This is a genomic window from Candidatus Epulonipiscium viviparus, assembly GCF_030708075.1.
Classification (GTDB): Bacteria; Bacillota; Clostridia; order Lachnospirales; family Cellulosilyticaceae; genus Epulonipiscioides; species Epulonipiscioides viviparus.
Genome location: NZ_CP117982.1, coordinates 1,148,361 through 1,166,027, shown reverse-complemented (window position 1 = coordinate 1,166,027; position 17,667 = coordinate 1,148,361). Strand labels below are relative to the sequence as shown.

Annotated in this window: 14 protein-coding genes, 8 tRNA genes and 1 rRNA gene (1 of these 23 cut by a window edge); 18 read left to right on the top strand and 5 right to left on the bottom strand. The window is 37.5% G+C overall.

Annotated elements, in window-relative coordinates; translation table 11 throughout:
* From PCY70_RS04750 to PCY70_RS04710, 9 genes are all read left to right on the top strand, one after another.
* Positions 1–69: transfer RNA gene (locus PCY70_RS04750), tRNA-Ala, on the top strand; it begins 4 nt to the left of the window's first position.
* 165 nt (positions 70–234) lie between these two features.
* A 23S ribosomal RNA gene (locus PCY70_RS04745) occupies positions 235–3,129 on the top strand.
* 66 nt (positions 3,130–3,195) lie between these two features.
* Positions 3,196–3,269 (top strand) — tRNA-Asp (locus PCY70_RS04740).
* Positions 3,270–3,303: 34 nt separating this feature from the next.
* A tRNA-Val gene (locus PCY70_RS04735) sits at positions 3,304–3,376 on the top strand.
* 3 nt (positions 3,377–3,379) lie between these two features.
* Positions 3,380–3,452 (top strand) — tRNA-Thr (locus tag PCY70_RS04730).
* 5 nt (positions 3,453–3,457) lie between these two features.
* Positions 3,458–3,539, top strand: a tRNA-Tyr gene (locus PCY70_RS04725).
* A 29-nt stretch (positions 3,540–3,568) separates the two neighbouring features.
* Positions 3,569–3,642, top strand: a tRNA-Met gene (locus PCY70_RS04720).
* 3 nt (positions 3,643–3,645) lie between these two features.
* Positions 3,646–3,718 (top strand) — tRNA-Phe (locus PCY70_RS04715).
* 67 nt (positions 3,719–3,785) lie between these two features.
* Positions 3,786–3,859, top strand: a tRNA-Met gene (locus PCY70_RS04710).
* Positions 3,860–3,931: 72 nt separating this feature from the next.
* Here the strand turns inward: PCY70_RS04710 and PCY70_RS04705 are convergent.
* Positions 3,932–5,437: a sulfatase-like hydrolase/transferase gene (locus tag PCY70_RS04705; RefSeq protein WP_305768621.1), complete on the bottom strand. Its 1,506-nt coding sequence runs from the start codon at positions 5,435–5,437 to the stop codon at positions 3,932–3,934.
* Between the two features lie 145 nt (positions 5,438–5,582).
* Positions 5,583–7,934 carry a SpoIIE family protein phosphatase gene (locus tag PCY70_RS04700; RefSeq protein WP_305768620.1) on the bottom strand — a complete coding sequence of 784 codons (2,352 nt, stop codon included), beginning with the start codon at positions 7,932–7,934 and terminating at the stop codon, positions 5,583–5,585.
* Positions 7,935–8,107: 173 nt separating this feature from the next.
* Between PCY70_RS04700 and PCY70_RS04695 the strand changes: the two genes are divergently transcribed.
* The 5 genes from PCY70_RS04695 (at position 8,108) to PCY70_RS04675 (ending at position 11,981) form a co-directional block, all read left to right on the top strand.
* Positions 8,108–8,848 (top strand): peptidylprolyl isomerase, encoded by a 741-nt coding sequence (locus tag PCY70_RS04695; protein ID WP_305768619.1) that lies wholly within the window; start codon positions 8,108–8,110, stop codon positions 8,846–8,848.
* 143 nt (positions 8,849–8,991) lie between these two features.
* Entirely contained in the window at positions 8,992–9,573 is a 582-nt protein-coding gene (locus tag PCY70_RS04690; RefSeq protein WP_305768618.1) for an ECF transporter S component, read from the top strand.
* A complete protein-coding gene (locus PCY70_RS04685) occupies positions 9,560–10,333 on the top strand; it encodes an energy-coupling factor transporter transmembrane component T family protein (protein WP_305768617.1) in 774 nt (257 codons plus the stop codon). Before PCY70_RS04690 ends, PCY70_RS04685 begins: the two co-directional genes overlap by 14 nt.
* A 24-nt stretch (positions 10,334–10,357) precedes the next feature.
* Complete coding sequence (locus tag PCY70_RS04680) at positions 10,358–11,188, top strand: energy-coupling factor ABC transporter ATP-binding protein (protein ID WP_305768616.1); 831 nt, start codon at positions 10,358–10,360, stop codon at positions 11,186–11,188.
* Positions 11,169–11,981 carry an energy-coupling factor ABC transporter ATP-binding protein gene (locus tag PCY70_RS04675; protein WP_305768615.1) on the top strand — a complete coding sequence of 271 codons (813 nt, stop codon included), beginning with the start codon at positions 11,169–11,171 and terminating at the stop codon, positions 11,979–11,981. Before PCY70_RS04680 ends, PCY70_RS04675 begins: the two co-directional genes overlap by 20 nt.
* A gap of 44 nt (positions 11,982–12,025) precedes the next feature.
* Here PCY70_RS04675 and PCY70_RS04670 read toward each other — a convergent pair whose 3' ends face one another.
* Both PCY70_RS04670 and PCY70_RS04665 read right to left on the bottom strand, forming a co-directional pair.
* Positions 12,026–13,459, bottom strand: a complete 1,434-nt coding sequence (locus tag PCY70_RS04670) for an ABC transporter substrate-binding protein (RefSeq protein WP_305768614.1) — start codon at positions 13,457–13,459, stop codon at positions 12,026–12,028.
* A gap of 37 nt (positions 13,460–13,496) precedes the next feature.
* Complete coding sequence (locus tag PCY70_RS04665; RefSeq protein WP_305768613.1) at positions 13,497–13,787, bottom strand: hypothetical protein; 291 nt, start codon at positions 13,785–13,787, stop codon at positions 13,497–13,499.
* A 91-nt stretch (positions 13,788–13,878) separates the two neighbouring features.
* Here PCY70_RS04665 and PCY70_RS04660 point away from each other — a divergent pair, with 91 nt between their 5' ends.
* The 3 genes from PCY70_RS04660 to PCY70_RS04650 are packed head-to-tail and all read left to right on the top strand — an operon-like array spanning position 13,879 to position 15,617.
* Positions 13,879–15,009: a class I SAM-dependent methyltransferase gene (locus PCY70_RS04660; protein WP_305768612.1), complete on the top strand. Its 1,131-nt coding sequence runs from the start codon at positions 13,879–13,881 to the stop codon at positions 15,007–15,009.
* A 15-nt stretch (positions 15,010–15,024) separates the two neighbouring features.
* A complete protein-coding gene (locus PCY70_RS04655; RefSeq protein WP_305768611.1) occupies positions 15,025–15,195 on the top strand; it encodes a hypothetical protein in 171 nt (56 codons plus the stop codon).
* Positions 15,171–15,617, top strand: coding sequence for a peptidoglycan recognition protein family protein (locus PCY70_RS04650; protein ID WP_305768610.1), 447 nt, complete (start codon positions 15,171–15,173; stop codon positions 15,615–15,617). Before PCY70_RS04655 ends, PCY70_RS04650 begins: the two co-directional genes overlap by 25 nt.
* A gap of 35 nt (positions 15,618–15,652) precedes the next feature.
* Here the strand turns inward: PCY70_RS04650 and PCY70_RS04645 are convergent, their stop codons facing one another.
* Positions 15,653–16,006: a DUF6145 family protein gene (locus tag PCY70_RS04645; protein ID WP_010167443.1), complete on the bottom strand. Its 354-nt coding sequence runs from the start codon at positions 16,004–16,006 to the stop codon at positions 15,653–15,655.
* Between the two features lie 127 nt (positions 16,007–16,133).
* Between PCY70_RS04645 and PCY70_RS04640 the strand changes: the two genes are divergently transcribed.
* The gene (locus PCY70_RS04640) at positions 16,134–17,666 is read left to right on the top strand and encodes a YifB family Mg chelatase-like AAA ATPase (RefSeq protein WP_029488081.1); all 1,533 of its coding nucleotides are present in this window, start codon (positions 16,134–16,136) and stop codon (positions 17,664–17,666) included.
* Position 17,667 lies beyond the last annotated feature (1 nt).

Here is a 17,667-nt window from a genome sequence, read left to right as displayed (position 1 = left end):
GTTTAGCTCAGCTGGGAGAGCACCTGCTTTGCACGCAGGGGGTCAAGGGTTCAAATCCCTTAATCTCCACTTGGAATATAGGATAAAAGTCTTATATCCACATTGTACTTTGAAAACTGAATACAATGAAGATTAGAAATAATCTACAACAAAACCGAAAAAGATTGAATAGAAAAACCTATTTATTCTTTAACAAATTCTTTAGTCAAGAAAAGACACAAAGACCAAAATATAGGTCAAGCTACTAAGAGCGTAGAGTGGATGCCTTGGCACCGAGAGCCGATGAAGGACGTGGTAAGCTGCGAAAAGCTTGGGTAAGTTGCAAACAAACGCTATAACCCGAGATGTCCGAATGGGGAAACCTAGCTGAGTAAACCTCAGTTGTTATATGGTAAATTCATAGCCATATAAAGGGAACGTTGGGAACTGAAACATCTAAGTACCAACAGGAGGAGAAAGAAAAATCGATTTCCTAAGTAGTGGCGAGCGAACGGGAAACAGGCCAAACTCAATTACTTGTAATTGAGGGTTCGGACTGCAATATGGAACAAAGTCTATAGTCTAATTGTTTTGGGAAAGCAAGCCAAAGAAGGTGAAAGCCCTGTTGACGAAATAGACCTACACCTAGCAGTATCCAGAGTACCACGAGACACGAGAAACCTTGTGGGAACACGTGGGGACCACCCCATAAGCCTAAATACTCCTCGGTGACCGATAGCGAATAGTACTGTGAAGGAAAGGTGAAAAGAACCCCGGGAGGGGAGTGAAAAAGAACCTGAAACTCTATGTTTACAAGCAGTGGAAGCACTATTTACAGTGCGACTGCGTACTTTTTGTAGAACGGTCCGGCGAGTTATTTGTAGTGGCAAGGTTAAATACACTAATGTATGAAGCCGAAGGGAAACCAAGTCTTAATAGGGCGAACAAAGTCACTGCGAATAGACCCGAAACTGGGTGACCTATCCATGTGCAGGTTGAAGTTACCGTAAAAGGTAATGGAGGACCGAACTCACGTATGTTGAAAAATGCGGAGATGACATGTGGATAGCGGAGAAATTCCAATCGAGCCCAGAGATAGCTGGTTCTCCTCGAAATAGCTTTAGGGCTAGCGTTTAAAAAGTCTACTGGAGGTAAAGCACTGAATTTCCTAGGGGGGCGAGAGCCTTACCGAAGAATATCAAACTAAGAATGCCAGAAAGATATTTTAAGCAGTCAGACTATGTGTGATAAGATTCATAGTCAAAAGGGAAAGAGCCCAGACCAACAGCTAAGGTCCCAAAGTGTGTGTTAAGTGGAAAAGGATGTGAGATTTCGAAGACAACTAGGATGTTGGCTTAGAAGCAGCCACTCATTCAAAGAGTGCGTAATAGCTCACTAGTCGAGAGATCTTGCGCCGAAAATGTCCGGGGCTAAAACACACCACCGAAGCTATGGAATCAATTTATTGATTGGTAGAGGAGCATCTAAACAGCGATGAAGCAGTATCGTAAGAAGCTGTGGAGTGGTTTAGAGAGAGAATGCCGGAATGAGTAGCGAGATATAAGTGAGAATCTTATAGGCCGAATATCTAAGGTTTCCAGGGTAAAGCTGATCTGCCCTGGGTAAGTCGGGACCTAAGGCAAGGACGAAAGTCGTAGTCGATGGACAACTGGTGGAAATTCCAGTACTACCTATAATCAGAACTGCAGGGACGCAGAGAAATAAGAATTGCACGAAATGGGAATGCGTGTGTAAGCAACAAGCGGTCTTCTAGGAAAAACCGGAAGAGCAAAGCAAGTTGTGATACGGACCGAAATTTAAGTAGGGAAGATTCTGAAAGAGCTGCCAAGAAAAGCTGCTATTGCATTATAGGTACCCGTACCGCAAACCGACACAGGTAGATGAGGAGAGAATCCTAAGGCCGACGGGAGAAGTGTTGTTAAGGAACTCGGCAAAATGACCCCGTAACTTAGGGATAAGGGGTGCCAGTAGAAATACTGGCCGCAGAGAATAGGCCCAAGCAACTGTTTAGCAAAAACACAGGTCTCTGCTAAATCGAAAGATGAAGTATAGGGGCTGACGCCTGCCCGGTGCTGGAAGGTTAAGGGGAGAGGTTAGGAGCAATCCGAAGCTTTGAACTTAAGCCCCAGTAAACGGCGGCCGTAACTATAACGGTCCTAAGGTAGCGAAATTCCTTGTCAGGTAAGTTCTGACCCGCACGAAAGGCGTAATGATTTGGGTACTGTCTCGACAGCACGCCCGGTGAAGTTGTAGTACCAGTGAAGATGCTGGTTACCCGCGACAGGACGGAAAGACCCCGTGGAGCTTTACTGTAACTTGATACTGAGGTTGGGTGTTACATGTACAGGATAGGAGGGAGGCAGTGAAGTCAGTACGCCAGTATTGATGGAGCCAACGTTGGGATACCTCTCTTGTAATACTTAACTTCTAACCATAGTCCGTTATCCGGATTTGGGACAATGTCAGGTGGACAGTTTGACTGGGGCGGTCGCCTCCGAAAGAGTAACGGAGGCGCTCAAAGGTAACCTCAGAATGGTCGGAAACCATTCGAAGAGTGCAAAGGCATAAGGTTGCTTGACTGTGACATCGACGGATGAAGCAGGTACGAAAGTAGGACTTAGTGATCCGGTGGTATGAAAGTGGGATTGCCATCGCTCAACGGATAAAAGCTACCCCGGGGATAACAGGCTTATCTCCCCCAAGAGTTCACATCGACGGGGAGGTTTGGCACCTCGATGTCGGCTCATCGCATCCTGGAGCTGTAGCAGGTTCCAAGGGTTGGGCTGTTCGCCCATTAAAGCGGTACGCGAGCTGGGTTCAGAACGTCGTGAGACAGTTCGGTCCCTATCCGTCGTGGGCGTAGGAAATTTGAGAGGAGCTGACCTTAGTACGAGAGGACCGGGTTGGACGGACCGCTGGTGCATCTGTTAGACTACCAAGTCTATAGCAGAGTAGCCAAGTCTGGATATGATAAACGCTGAAGGCATCTAAGCGTGAAACAGACCTCAAGATAAGATTTCCCATTCGTAAGAAGTAAGACCCCTTGCAGATTACAAGGTAGATAGGTTGGAGGTGTAAGAGTGGTAACATTCGAGCTGACCAATACTAATGGTTCGAGGGTTTGACCTAATTTAAAATAGGTTTTGTGTAGTATATTCTTTTCTTCATTGTGTTTGGTTTTGAAAGTACAATTTTGGCCCAGTGGTTCAGTTGGTTAGAACGCCGCCCTGTCACGGCGGAGGTCGAGGGTTCGAGTCCCTTCTGGGTCGGTTGCCGTAAATGGCATTATAATTGATTGGTTTTGGTCGCTTAGCTCAGCTGGGAGAGCATCTGCCTTACAAGCAGAGGGTCATAGGTTCGAACCCTATAGCGACCATACGCCGACGTGGCTCAATTGGCAGAGCAGCTGATTTGTAATCAGCAGGTTATCGGTTCGAGTCCGATCGTCGGCTAACGTGGTGGGGTTCCCGAGTGGCCAAAGGGGGCAGACTGTAACTCTGTTGGCTCAGCCTTCGAAGGTTCGAATCCTTCTCCCACCACTTGATTTAAGAGTTTTTTATACGTATATCGCGGAGTGGAGCAGTCTGGTAGCTCGTCGGGCTCATAACCCGAAGGTCGTAGGTTCAAATCCTGCCTCCGCAATATGCCTCGATAGCTCAGTCGGTAGAGCAGAGGACTGAAAATCCTCGTGTCACTGGTTCGATTCCGGTTCGAGGCATGATGGTGGTAGAAGAGAACTTTACTTTGGTTCTCTTTTATTTTTTTTGGTTTGATTTTTCATATATCGCGGAATGGAGCAGTCTGGTAGCTCGTCGGGCTCATAACCCGAAGGTCGTAGGTTCAAATCCTGCTTCCGCAATACATACTAAGTTTTAAAAAAGTAAAAACCCCTAGCTTTTAAGGTCTAGGGAGTGGTATTAGTGCAGGGTTGTTACACTTCAACTGCTGTTTCTTCTATAAATTTATCTAGCAATGCTCTCATCTTATTGAGTTGCTCTTGATATTCGGGATTGCCAACAAGATTGTTGGTTTCAAGAGGGTCTTCTTTCATATTCCACATTTCTTCTATTATAGGATGACATAGTTGGTATCTAACATATTTATAATCATGAGTTCTAACATATTTAGAATGGATAGACTGATAATTTTCAGGGCTGGGATGATTATCAATATCGACATAGTTATCATTAAAATCATTTTCACCATATACTGCTGTATGAATTTCTTTTTCTTGACCATTAATTAGAGGGATGATACTGCTTCCATACATATCTGCTGTTTTTTTAAGTCCAGAAAAATCTAAAATTGTTGGACATATATCAACAGTAGAAACTAAACCATCAATCCATTGATCTTTTTTATGTCGAGGATCAAATACAATAAGTGGTGCCTTAATGGATTCTTCATAGAGCAATTCTTTTCCACCCAACTGCTTAGAGCCACAGAAATATCCATTGTCAGAAGTATATATAATGATAGTATTATCTGCTATCCCCAGTTCATCTAATTTAGCACGAATTACACCCACGGCTTCGTCGACTCCAGAAATTAGCCCATAATAGTTTTTAAAATCATGCTGAAAAACTGCCTCATCTTTCCAAGCTCCACGACCTGCCATTCCAGGAGATCGTTCCATCTTTTCACTGCCCCAGTATTCAGCAGCATTGCGGCTGTGAGTTCGTACTACTTCTGGAAGCACTGCAAAATACTCAGGTTTATCATTGGGCATCCTGTTGATTGTTATATTTTCATAATACTTTTTCCATTTATTACTTGCAGTATGGGGGCGGTGAGGAGCCTTAAAACTAAGAGAAAGTGAGAAAGGTTTACCAGATGCGGCGGCTTGCTCCAAAAAATCTTCCGCTTGATGTGCGTTGAACATTGTTAAGTGATCATCACCAAATTTATTTTCATAGCCATTAAATTTGTTTTCCTTATTCGGAAAATAACCTCCTTGACCAGTAAATCCATACCATACGTCAAATTCATTTGATGGCATTGCAATTTCTTTTAATTCAAGTTGATTTGAAAGTTTATAGTAAGGATCATCATTGGAACTGGTAGGGTCAATATTTCTAGTTGCATTATGCTTCTTTTCATCGGTTACAGGAAAGCCAAATTTACCAATAAATCCAGTAAAGTAACCATTTTTTCTAAGGAGAACAGGGTAAGATTCTTGATATTCTTTAGTAGTGACAGTATAATCGGTGGGTAGATCAAATCCACAGTTATGCTGCGATATATATTTTCCTAATTGCATACTAGCACGGCTAGGCATACATATTGGAGCCACGTGAAAAACATTGCTAAATTTAGATCCTTCTGCTGCTAATTTATCAAGATTGGGGGTATAAACTTGTGTAGAGCCCATAAACCCCATTGTATCATAACGTTGATCATCTGTTAGCATAAAAATAATATTTGGTCGTTGCGACATTATAAACCTCCGTTAATAATTATTGTACTTTCTTTATTAACTTAACCATAAAAATAATTTTTATTACCTAAAAATATGTAATTGTATAAAGTATACACTTGACCTATACGTAAAATAAGACATATAGGTACAAGTGTAGGTATAATTAAATTTTTTTATAGATACAGCCAACCACAACAGTCATATCGTCACTATAGTCTCCAGCAAGAAGGCTTCGACTTTTATTTAACAAAAAATTTGCCATTTGCTCAGGATCTTTTGTTTGACAATCTAAAATAAATTGTTTAAATGCTTCTTGTCTTCCAAGTGCATCTTCAGTAGTAGATAATAAACCATCTGTAACCATGATTAAAATATCACCACTTTCTAATGCTACATTATGAGTTTCTATATAAGCATCTTTTATGATTCCAACTGGCAGACTTTCTGATTCTATAGCTATAACTTCATGGTCTCGCAAAACAAATGTAGTTGCTGCACCAGCTTTTAAAATTTTTACTACTCCAGTTGTGGTATCAATTATGGCAACGTCTATTGTGGAGAATACTTCATTTTCTTGACGTAATACTAATGTTGAGTTTATAAGTTTTAACGAAGATTCTGCTCCGAGGCCGGCTTCCATAAATTCTTCTAACATCTCAATTGTAATTTTACTTTGAGTTCTAGCAAGTTCGCCAGATCCCATCCCGTCAGATAAAGCCATTAGATATTTTCCATTCGGAATTTCCATAAAACTGTATACATCACCAGATATTTTGCCTTTCGCACAAAGTGCAGCTCCGGCTGTTACTCCAAATTTTCGTTTTTTAGTAATTTTGAAATAACAGCCTGAAGGAGAACCACATATGTGTGTTTTGAGTTCCAGTTTTAATTTGATGGCATTTTCTAAGCTGGTAATAATTCTAAATTCGATGTCATCAGATTTATTGCAATATTTTGTATAAAGTTCGAGTGCTTTAAATTCACCATCTGCTTCTAGTAATATAATGTCTTTAACTTTAATACCTACAGATATTAATGCCTCTCGTGCTTGACGTTCAAGTTCTTTATTAAATACAATTTCATTTTCTATTTCATTGGCTATTCCGTCGATGCTATTGGCTACAACTTCCATTTGCTGGCTCATAAGCATTTTTGTTTCAATTGTTTTGTTTTTAGAAATAATTTTTTGTCTGGTAATATCTAAGCGATAATTTAGCACAGAAGCAAAACTTTCTGCAGAGGGACATTTATTACTGAATGATTCTGGAATATCGCTTATGACTATTTTGCCATTGCGTTCTCCTTTATAAACCATCTCTCTACTGCAGTTATACATCATTACCACATCATCTTCCCAACAAAAGCTGCGTAGGTGACAAGTATCGCACATTTTATTCAGCGTTTCTTCTATTACTGTATCAACTTGGGCTTTATTTAGTGTTGATGTATTGAAATGTTCTTTGTTAAAAGATACTCCAAGCTTTTCAAAAGCTTCTTTAAAGTGTACTAGTCGATCAACAGCAATTCCTTGAACATGTGCTAAATGCTCTTTTTCATTTTGTTCTTCGCGTTTGGTACTAAACCAACTAGCAAAGCCAAAATAATCTGGAGGTATGAACATAGTAATTATTGCTGCAACAAAATATGCTCCCATAATTGGCATATCTATAATATTTTCATTGAAAATAATATATCCAACAATTTGTCCTAAACCAATGCCTAAGGTTACAGCAATTTTTCCCAATGGAATAAATAGCCCAGAAAATAATACACTGACGCAGTATACTAAACAAAGGTTAATAGGAATATATCCAATTATAGTAAGCATACTTCCAATTACAACACTCACAGTAACTCCCAGGTTGATTCCTCCAAGATATGTAATGGCAATTAAAAACATAAATACCAATATATCTTTAAAGTAAATTTCTATAAATATTGGAACTGAAATATAAAAATCAATCATTCCGCAAAGAATTACAATGAACATAAAAAGCATACTAACAGTTTCTTTTTGAGTCAGTTCATAAATTTTATTTTCAAGTAAAGCATCTATGCCATAAGTAAGTATTAAAACTAAAAGAGCCGCAACAAAACATTCCACGATAATAGTTATAAAGCTTGTTATATTAAAATTTGTTACAATGAGTATAAAAGTTTTTACCACAAATATGGATCCTACTAAAGTAACAATTTGGTTAGCAATATTAAATTTTATTCTTGTTTTATCCATAAATCTTCGAAAAATAATGATGCATGCGGTAATAACTAAATAATTTGTTACGTAAAAATTTGATATAGAGATAGATATATATCCTAAGACCAAAAATAAAGTTGTCCAATTTCGAGTGCGTTTATCTTTGTAAACACAGGTTAGATATGCTATTCCTAATGTAAAGAATTCATTAACTATACCCACTCGTGCAAACATAAAGCCACAGATACATAAAAAGACTTGCGTCAAAATAATCCTTTTATTGATTCTATTTGTGTCTTTGATCAAAACTCTTTCCATAGCTACACCACCTCAAGGGTAGTATACTTACTTTTTGTAAAATATTTTGTCGATTTAAATCATTTGTTAAAAAAAATTTTTGACATTATTCATCAAATATTGACTAATTCTTTACAATAAGGATATTTTATGCTAGAATATCCTAGCGAATAAACATATTTAAAGGAGAAATTATGGATAACCAAATTTTAGCAACAGTAAATGGTAAGGAAATTACAGAGAGAGATCTGGATATACTTTTAAATTCTATAGGACCACAGGCACAACAATTTCAAGGAGAACAAGGTAGAAGTCGTCTTGTTGATGAGCTTATAGCGCAAGAACTTTTTTATCAAGATGCCATAGAAAATGGTTATGAAAATGACGAGCAGTATATTCGAGCTTTGGACGAAATGAAAAATTCTTTATTAAAACAATATGCGCTTAATAAATTATTAGGGAATATTTCTGTAGATGATGATGAATTAATATCATATTATAACGAAAATAAAGAGTTATTTAATCCTGGAAAGAAAGCAACTGCAAGCCATATTTTAGTGGATAGCGAAGAAAAAGCAAACGAGATTATTAAAGAAATCAAAGAAGGTAAGCCGTTTGAAGAAGCAGCGCGTGAATACTCTAGTTGTCCATCATCTCAACAAGGAGGAAGCCTCGGTGAATTTGGACCTGGATCTATGGTTCCAGAATTTGAAGATGCAACTTTTAAGCTTGAAGTTGATGAAATTAGCAATCCTGTAAAAACACAATTTGGTTATCACATTATTAAGTTAAATGATAAAAAAGACGGTATCGCACCAGAATTTGATGAAGTTAAAAATCAAGTTAATCAGCAATATTTAAATGTTAAACGTCAAAAAATTTATGTGGATAAAGTAGAAGAATTAAAAAAGAAATATCCGGTAGAAACTAAGTAAAAATTTTATGCGCGGTTAATTTCGCGCTTTACATAAATTAAATGTGAATACTTGATTGGTAAAATATTGACAAGTGTTATTATACGTGGTAACATTTTAATGTTAAAAAAATGTCAATGGAGAATAAGAAAGGAGAATTATTTATGTGGTCGTTAAAATTAAGTACGGCAGCATGGGTTTTGATACCGGTAGCCGTGGGAATTAACTACATAGGAAAAATGATTGCAACAATGTTGAAATTACCATTATGGTTGGACTGTATTGGAACATGCTTAGCGGCTTGTTTAGGAGGACCAATTGTTGGAGGTTTATCAGGCGCATTAAATAATATATTATATGGCGTAACAATAGATCCAATATCAACGGTATATGCTATTACACAAGCAGGAATTGGTGTAGTGGTAGGATATATGGCATACAAAGGAAAAATGAATACCGTTAAAGGTGGTGTTCTAACTGGTCTTGCAGCAGGATTATGTGCTGTAGTTATATCTACTCCACTAAATATTATTTTTTGGGGAGGAATGACGGGAAATGTTTGGGTAGATACAGCGTTTGCATGGGCAATGGCCAAAGATGTTCCGATGTGGCTAGCAGCATTAATATCTGAAGCGCTGGTCGATATTCCAGATAAAATTTTAGTGGTATTAATCACGGTAGTATTATTTAAGAGTCTGCCAAAGAGTTTAAAGGCAATATATCGTTCAGTCGATGAAAAGTATTAATTTATATGAAAATAAAAATTCATTTCTAAATGGACTCACTCCTGGAGTAAAAGCACTATACATATTAACGGCAATGTCAATACCAGCAATATTAGACTTTAATTTGCTAAAAATTGATTTTATTCTTATAAGTATAGCGCTCTTGTTGACTTCAGGAGTATTAAAAAAAACTTATCCAATGATTATAGTTTCGGGCTTGATAATGGTAACAGTAGTTCTTGTACAAGGTTTATTTGGGATAAAAAATGTAACACCAGTTTGGACCGTTGGACCACTAGTATTTTATCAAGAAGGATTAATAACTGCGTTAGAAATAATATTGAACATTTTAAACATTATTTTTAGTGTAAGTGTATTAATTTTGACAACTAAGCCTTCAGATATTGCAGATGCATTAATTTCAAAAGGGATGTCACCCAAACTGGGTTATATCTTCACCTCGCTATTTATGCTAATACCACAAATGTCATCGCGTATAGGAGTAATATCAGATGCGCAAAGGAGTCGTGGAATGGAAGTAGAAGGAAACTTATTTATAAGAATAAAAGCTTTTTTGCCACTGATTTCACCAGTAATTATGAGTTCATTTACTGATATAAGAGAAAGAACAATTGCACTTGAAGTGCGTGGGTTTAGCTCTAAAACAAAGAAGACTTTTCTAAATGAGTTTGTTCCTAGCAAAGCAAATAAATCTGTTTTCATTGCATTAATTTTGGTTATGGCATCTGCAATAATATATAGGATATGTAAAATATTTTAATTGCTTAAAATGGAGGATTATTTGATGAGTATTATAACAATAAAAAATCTAAAATATCGATATCCCAGTACAAAAGTAAATGCTTTAAATAATATCAATTTAGAGATTAATAAAGGGGAATTTATTGGAATTATTGGAAAAAATGGGGCAGGTAAAAGCACATTAGCCCAAGCTATAACAGGAATTATACCTAATTTGTATAAGGGGTTATATGCTGGAGAAGTGACAGTGTGCGGAATGAAAGTGACAGAAACTGAAATGGATGCGTTAGTTAAAAAAGTTGGCTTGATATTTCAAAATCCATTTAATCAAATGACTGGGGTAAAAGATACAGTATATGAAGAAATTGCTTTTGGACTCGAAAATTTTGGAATTCCGCCTGAAGAAATGAAGGTCAAAATTGATAAAAGTTTGAACCTACTGGGAATGACAGAATATAAAAATCGAAATTTATTTGATCTTTCTGGAGGACAAATGCAACGCGTGGCAATCGCCAGTGTCATCACTATGGAGCCCGAGATAATTATATTAGATGAGCCAACATCTCAGCTGGATCCGCAAGGAAGCGATGATGTATTTAGAGCCATAAAAACTCTTAGCGAAAAAGGAGTTACAATTATTTTTGTTACGCACAAGCTAGAAAAGATTGCACAATATAGCGATAAAATTATTTTGCTAGAAGATGGAGAGCTCATGGCTATAGATACTCCAGAAAAGGTATTTAGTAGAAATAAGCTAGAAAATATACCTCTATATACAAAAATTGGTAAGCGATTGAATGTAAAAACTAAAGAATACTATCCCATTACATTGGAACAAGCAAAGGAGTGTTGCTATGAATATTTTAGACATTAAAAATGTACACTTTAGATATACGCCAGAAGAAGAAATATTAAAAGGATTAACACTAAGTTTGGATGCCAAGCCCACAGCAATAATTGGGCAAAATGGTGCCGGAAAAACAACATTTGTCAAGTTATTAAAGGGATTGCTGCGACCAACATCAGGCAAAATCATTTTTGACGAAAAAGATATAGCGACAGTTTCTGTGGCTTCCATTGCAAAAGATATTGGAATGATATTTCAAAATCCTAACGATCAAATTTTTAAAAATACGGTATTGGAAGAGGTTATGTTTGGACCGCTACAATTAAAAATGAACAAAAAACATGCAAAGATAGTATCAGAAAAAGCACTAATAATGGTGGGATTAATGGGAGTGGCAGATGTAAATCCCTATGATCTAAACTTATCAGATAGAAAATTGATTTCGATAGCATCGATCATTGCAATGAATCCAAAAGTAGTTATTTTTGATGAGCCAACTATTGCGCAAGATCATTTGGGTAAAAGACTGATCGAAAATATAATAAAGACACTATCGGCACAAGGGAAGCTAGTCATATCAATTTTGCATGATATGGATTTTGTGGCACAATGCTTTGAACGCGTCATTGTATTTTCAAAAGGTGAGGTTATATTAGATGGACCAACGCGTGAAGTTTTTGAGCAAAAGGAAATTTTAGAAAGCGTTTATCTAGAGCAACCGCATATTGTAAAGTTAGGTAATGCAGTAAAAGTAGGTAAAATTTTATTAAACGTAGAAGAATTTGCAGATGAAATTAGATCTAAAATAAATTATAAATAGATTAAGATATCAAAAAAGAGGCACTCCCTTTGGTACTCTAAAATTTAGTATTTTCCGTTGGCCTTCGCAATATCGGCATTATAAGGCCCCTGAATACTTTCGAGCGCCTCCATAACAGTCATTTGGTTGTAGATAATCGGGCTGATAAGGCTGTTAGTATTAATTCCACTCATAGAAGACCTATAATCATATTTCAAAACTCCCTCTTCTCGCGCAAGAGCTAGAGTCTCCTCTACTGCTCGCTCATCTCTAAAAAATTTATATTCAGACATCATCCAATCATCTGGACCATCATATCCCGGCGCTTCATTAGTCCAAATATCCATTACAAATGCAATGTCGGCAGCTTCTTCTGCTGTAAAAGAACTTGGGATCAACCAGCTCGATGCGTTAGACGAAAATGAGTAATTGTTTGCCCGAGGTCCTTTGGGAAAAGCAACAAACCCATAATCGTCCTCCATCTCTAAAAATGCGCTAACTGTGGCTTTGTCTGCAGGAAACATAGCGACTTGCGCTGTAATAAAGAAGTCGTTCAATCCGTCCCAGTGCGGAATCGCGTCATAAGGCAAATCCGATACATAATCTATCCATTCGAACGCTTCTATAGCCTCCGGGCGCATTGTAGCATTCACGAATGTTCCATCTTCTTCCATATCAACCAACATCGCATTATTTGAGAGCAAAATAATTTTCACTGCATTACCCATATTAAAGTTTATAGCATGAACATCATCAATTCCATCATTGTTAATATCTCGAGTTAGTATCGGCAAAAGCTCCTCCATCTTTTCCCAAGTCCATTCGCCACTCGCCTGAAGGTCATATAGCAAATCTGGTTCGAGTCCTGCCTCTTGAAATAATCGTTTGTTAAAGAAAAGTCCAATTGCAGGATCCTGAGCTAGCGAAAATCCATAAATGCTATCGCCGCGAGCAGTCACATCTTCCACTATATTATCCCACTTGGGGTCGCTAAAATCAAATTCGTCAAGCGTGGAAACGTCATAGCATAAATTATTGGAAATCGCCATAGGCACATAGCTAGAAAATACACGGAATACTTCTGCAGAAGGATCGCCAGTTAATGTAGAAGTAGACATAGCTTCGAGAGTAGTGTCCCATTTGCCAACAGCAATCTCCTCAACAGAAAAATTATGTTTTGCCATCATCTCGTGGCGATACGCCCACAATGCCTCCTCTTGAGCATTGGCTTTTTCTTCAGGTTCAGAAGAAGCGCTCCAAGATCCGATTCGAACAACCAATCCACCCAGATCTCTAACAAGTTCTTCTGCAGGAGCAGTTGCCGTAGCCGTTGCCGTTACAGGAGCCGTTGCCGTTACAGGAGCCGTTGCCGTTACAGGAGCCGTTGTAGTTGCAGGAGCAGTTGTAGTTGCAGGAGCTGTTGCTGTTTCAGTGTCTGAACATGCAGTTAAAGCGAAGATAATTGCCGATAATAGACCGATTTTTTTTAAAAGTTTCAATGTAATACCTCCTCATATAAAATAATAAAACAAGAACTTAAGCTGAATTTGATGCTTGTGTAGCAAATGCCGTTGCCTGAGCAGTTGCCGATGCCTGAGCCGTAGCCGATGCCTGAGCCGTAGCCGATGCCTGAGCCGTAGCCGATGCCTGAGCTGTAGCCGATGCCTGAGCCGTAGCCGATGCCTGAGCCGTTGCTGTTGCCTGAGCAGTTGCTGTTGCCTGAGCAGTTGCTGTTGCCTGAGCAGTTGCTGTTGCCTGAGCAGTTGCCGATGCATGAGCCGTAGCCGATGCCTGAGCAGTTGTAGTTGCCTGAGCAGTCTTCTTCATATAGGTAGCAAATGATAAAAGGGGACTTGCATAAATAACTATATATTATATAATGTATATGAAAAAGTTGATAAATAAAGAAGGAATTTATATGAGAAAATTAGAAAAATTACTATCAGAAAATATATTAATAGCAGGAGTATATAGTAATCCTCGCAAAAAAAATATCGCTGGAAAGCTAACAATCCGCCCAATTGTAATACAAAACAGAGCCTTGTTTCAAGTAGAAGCGCTTAGAGATAATAAGGCATATCATCAAAATCTTGATGAAGCAGAATTATTGGAATTTATGCTAGAAACTTGTCGAGATTATAAACAAATTCAGCTATATACTGCTGCTAACGATTTTACAATTTTGGTGAACAAGAAGGGTGATCTGGCTATAAAGCGTTCTGATGCAACAAAGAAGGTGGAAATGAATAAATTGCATAATAAGGAGAAAAACTATATCTTGAACCCAAATACCTCAGCTGAATTTTTTATTAGTCTAGGAATAATGGACGAAAACGGCAGGGTAAAGCCTTCAAAATATGATAAGTTTAAGCAAATTAATAAGTATATAGAGATTGTTGCGAATGTAATTGATGAGCTGAAGTTGGATTTTTATAGAATTGTGGACTTTGGATGCGGTAAGAGTTACCTGACTTTTGCATTATATCACTTTTTAACTCAGATTAGAAAAAAGGAAGTTGAAATTATAGGATTGGATTTGAAAGCAGATGTAATTGAATTTTGTGATCAGCTGGCCAAAAAACTTAATTATGATAATTTGAAGTTTCAAGTAGGAGATATCGGAAAGTACACAAGTGATAAAGCAATCGACATTGTAATATCGCTTCACGCTTGTAATACTGCAACAGATTTTGCAATAGATAAAGGAATTAGATGGAAAGCAAAAGCAATTTTAGCCGTACCTTGTTGTCATCATGAAGCATATACACAAATTGAAAATGCGCAGCTTAATGGAATTTTAAAACATGGAATTTTAAAGGAAAAAATTGCCTCTCTTGTAACAGATGGATTGCGAGCAACATTGCTGGAGGCATTTTCATATAAAGTTGCTGTTATAGAATTTATTGATTCGAGCCACACGCCAAAAAATATTTTAATCAAAGCAATATTGCTGGATGCGGGATTTAATTCAAAAGTTTTTGAGGAGTACCAACAGATTGCAGATATGCTAGGTCTGAATCTAACATTAGCAAAATTAATAGACAAATAAGGAGAAGAGATCACGATGGACTTTATAGATTATGAGCAGCTGGCTAGACCCAATATTCACATGCAAGCAAAAAATTTTAAAAAAATAGAAATTGTCGATGATGGTGTGCCTAAAATTTTATATCCACTAGATCCGAACCCAATGTCGCGCCTGGATTTCCTATGGAAAAAATTTCTGGTATTGTAGTTCACTATGTAAATAATCCAGGTTCAACAGCAGAAAATAATAGAGATTACTTTAATAGCCTAACCGAACGATACGCCAGCAGTCACTATATTGTGGGTTTGCAAGGCGAAATTATTCTCTGTGTTCCAGAAGAAGAAGTTGCCTATCACGCAGGAAATCGCAATGTCAATTATTCGCATATAGGAATAGAAGTATGTCACCCGGATACCTTTGGAAAATTTAGTGATATAACGTATAATTCACTAATTGACCTTACAAAGCAGCTATGTAGAAAGTATAAGCTCAATCCGCAAACAGATGTGATAAGGCATTATGATGTGACAGAAAAGCTATGCCCAGCATATTATGTGCATAATCAAGAGGCATGGGACAAGTTTATAGATGACATCACTTTTGTTAAAATAGGTGAGTTTAGCAGTTAAAAAAATGTCCGCTCCCCCCATCCGAGGGGAGTTAATTATCGTACAGGTCTATTAGGTTTAAGCAAAACTTCACGCGCAAGCTTACCTTCACGCGTTTTATACATCAAATACCAAATTTTAAGCGATTTGAGCAACTGCTTTTGTCTGTTTAAAAATTCGTTGATAGCATAGTCGACATTAATTTCGTCTGGAAATGCATCCTGATGCTCAAGTAATACATTGCCATTCTCGGTAAATGATACTAGCATAATTCCCTTAACTTTGTCGGTAAGCTTAGCAACTTCTTCTTTAAGCTCCTGTTTAAGCCCTTGAGGCATATCATCAAAATATGGTTCAAAAAATAATTTTTTATCTGCTGCATTAAGAGCCATTGCAATTTTCTTTTCCATAGCAAAATCCTTTCAGTTTTTTTTCTACATTTAACCATGAATTTTTAGATATGTCCAGAAAAAATTTTAGAATATATATTATTTTTAATGTCAATACTCTATTAGGATATTGGAAAGGAATTAATATATGTACTATAAACTCATAACGTATACTCTAAAAGGCTTATTACCAGTCAAAGTCGATGTAGAGGTTGATATAAATACTGGCATGCCTGGGTTTGAAATTGTGGGGTTACCAGATAATTCTGTAAAAGAATCGAAGGACAGGATGCGTACTGCTATTAAAAATAGTGGGTATCCATTTCCGATTAGTAAAATAACCATAAACTTGGCACCGGCAAATTTAAAAAAAGAGGGTTCGCTATACGATCTTGGAATGACTATGGCTATAATGAAGTGCAACAAAACTATAATACCTGAGATATCGAATAAGTATTTATTTTTTGGAGAATTAGCGCTTGATGGGAGCCTTCGTAGTTCAAAACAATTGTTTCCTATATTGTGTGCATTAACACAGTTTCCAGAGTTAGAAGAATATACTTGTATTGTTCCGATTGATAGCAAATCTCAGGTGGATTGCTTATGTAATGATAAAATTTTATATGCAAGCAATCTGACCCAAGTGGTTAATTTTGTAAATAACAGAGGTGATGAGTTAGTTAGAAGTAGCACTGAGCAAAAGACAATTTCAAAAGTGGCAAATACAGGGGATTTTAGTGAAATTCATGGACAAGAACGCGCAAAAGAGGCAATGATTATAGCTGCAAGTGGCTATCATAACCTATTATTAATAGGGCCGCCCGGATCTGGCAAAACGTTGCTCTCGAAAAGTTTTCCATCATTGTTTCCGTCACTGAGTTTTGAAGAGATAATACAGTTGACGCAGCTATACTCGGTGGCTGGGTTGCTACCAACAAACGAATTGATGGTGCAAAGGCCGTTTAGAACGCCGCATCATACGATAACGGCACAGGCTCTATGTGGTGGTGGGCAAGATCCAAGACCTGGAGAAATCAGCCTAGCGCATCTGGGGATATTATTTTTAGATGAGTTACTAGAGTTTAGCAAGCGGACGCTAGAAATACTGCGGCAGCCAATGGAGTCAAAAGAAATAACCATTGCGAGGGCCAAAAGTAATATTACGTATCCGGCAGATTTTTTATTGATTGCATCAACCAATCCTTGTCCATGTGGATATTATCCAGACCGCGACAAATGCACCTGTAGTTTGCCTGCAATAAGAAATTATCTAAACAAACTTTCGGGGCCATTATTAGATAGGATAGATTTGCATATAGAAACAGAGCCGATAGACTTTAGTATGTTTAAGGAGAATGCCAAATCGATCTCGACAGATCAGATGAGAGACAAGATAAATGTGGGGCTTGAAAGGCAACAGCATAGATTTAAAGATAAAAAAAATTATTTTAATGCGCATATGAATGTCAAGGAAATTAACGAATTTTGTAAATTAGCAGACCCGGTAAACGATTTGTTAACAAGCTGGTTAGAAATATCCAAAGGCAGTGCCAGAAGCTATCACAAAATTCTTAAAATTGCTAGAACAATAGCAGATGTAAATGATTCTGCAGAAATATCAGAATATCACGTATCAACAGCAATACAGTATCGGTCGTTAGATAGCAATTTTTACAAATAAG

What these genes read in the sequence shown, in the direction of transcription:
- PCY70_RS04705 (WP_305768621.1), bottom strand. Translation starts at nt 5,437, where the DNA reads ATGTCGCAACGACCAAATATTATTTTTATGCTAACAGATGATCAACGT.
- PCY70_RS04700 (WP_305768620.1), bottom strand. Translation starts at nt 7,934, where the DNA reads ATGGAAAGAGTTTTGATCAAAGACACAAATAGAATCAATAAAAGGATT.
- PCY70_RS04695 (WP_305768619.1), top strand. Translation starts at nt 8,108, where the DNA reads ATGGATAACCAAATTTTAGCAACAGTAAATGGTAAGGAAATTACAGAG.
- PCY70_RS04690 (WP_305768618.1), top strand. Translation starts at nt 8,992, where the DNA reads ATGTGGTCGTTAAAATTAAGTACGGCAGCATGGGTTTTGATACCGGTA.
- PCY70_RS04685 (WP_305768617.1), top strand. Translation starts at nt 9,560, where the DNA reads ATGAAAAGTATTAATTTATATGAAAATAAAAATTCATTTCTAAATGGA.
- PCY70_RS04680 (WP_305768616.1), top strand. Translation starts at nt 10,358, where the DNA reads ATGAGTATTATAACAATAAAAAATCTAAAATATCGATATCCCAGTACA.
- PCY70_RS04675 (WP_305768615.1), top strand. Translation starts at nt 11,169, where the DNA reads ATGAATATTTTAGACATTAAAAATGTACACTTTAGATATACGCCAGAA.
- PCY70_RS04665 (WP_305768613.1), bottom strand. Translation starts at nt 13,787, where the DNA reads ATGAAGAAGACTGCTCAGGCAACTACAACTGCTCAGGCATCGGCTACG.
- PCY70_RS04660 (WP_305768612.1), top strand. Translation starts at nt 13,879, where the DNA reads ATGAGAAAATTAGAAAAATTACTATCAGAAAATATATTAATAGCAGGA.
- PCY70_RS04655 (WP_305768611.1), top strand. Translation starts at nt 15,025, where the DNA reads ATGGACTTTATAGATTATGAGCAGCTGGCTAGACCCAATATTCACATG.
- PCY70_RS04650 (WP_305768610.1), top strand. Translation starts at nt 15,171, where the DNA reads ATGGAAAAAATTTCTGGTATTGTAGTTCACTATGTAAATAATCCAGGT.
- PCY70_RS04645 (WP_010167443.1), bottom strand. Translation starts at nt 16,006, where the DNA reads ATGGAAAAGAAAATTGCAATGGCTCTTAATGCAGCAGATAAAAAATTA.
- PCY70_RS04640 (WP_029488081.1), top strand. Translation starts at nt 16,134, where the DNA reads ATGTACTATAAACTCATAACGTATACTCTAAAAGGCTTATTACCAGTC.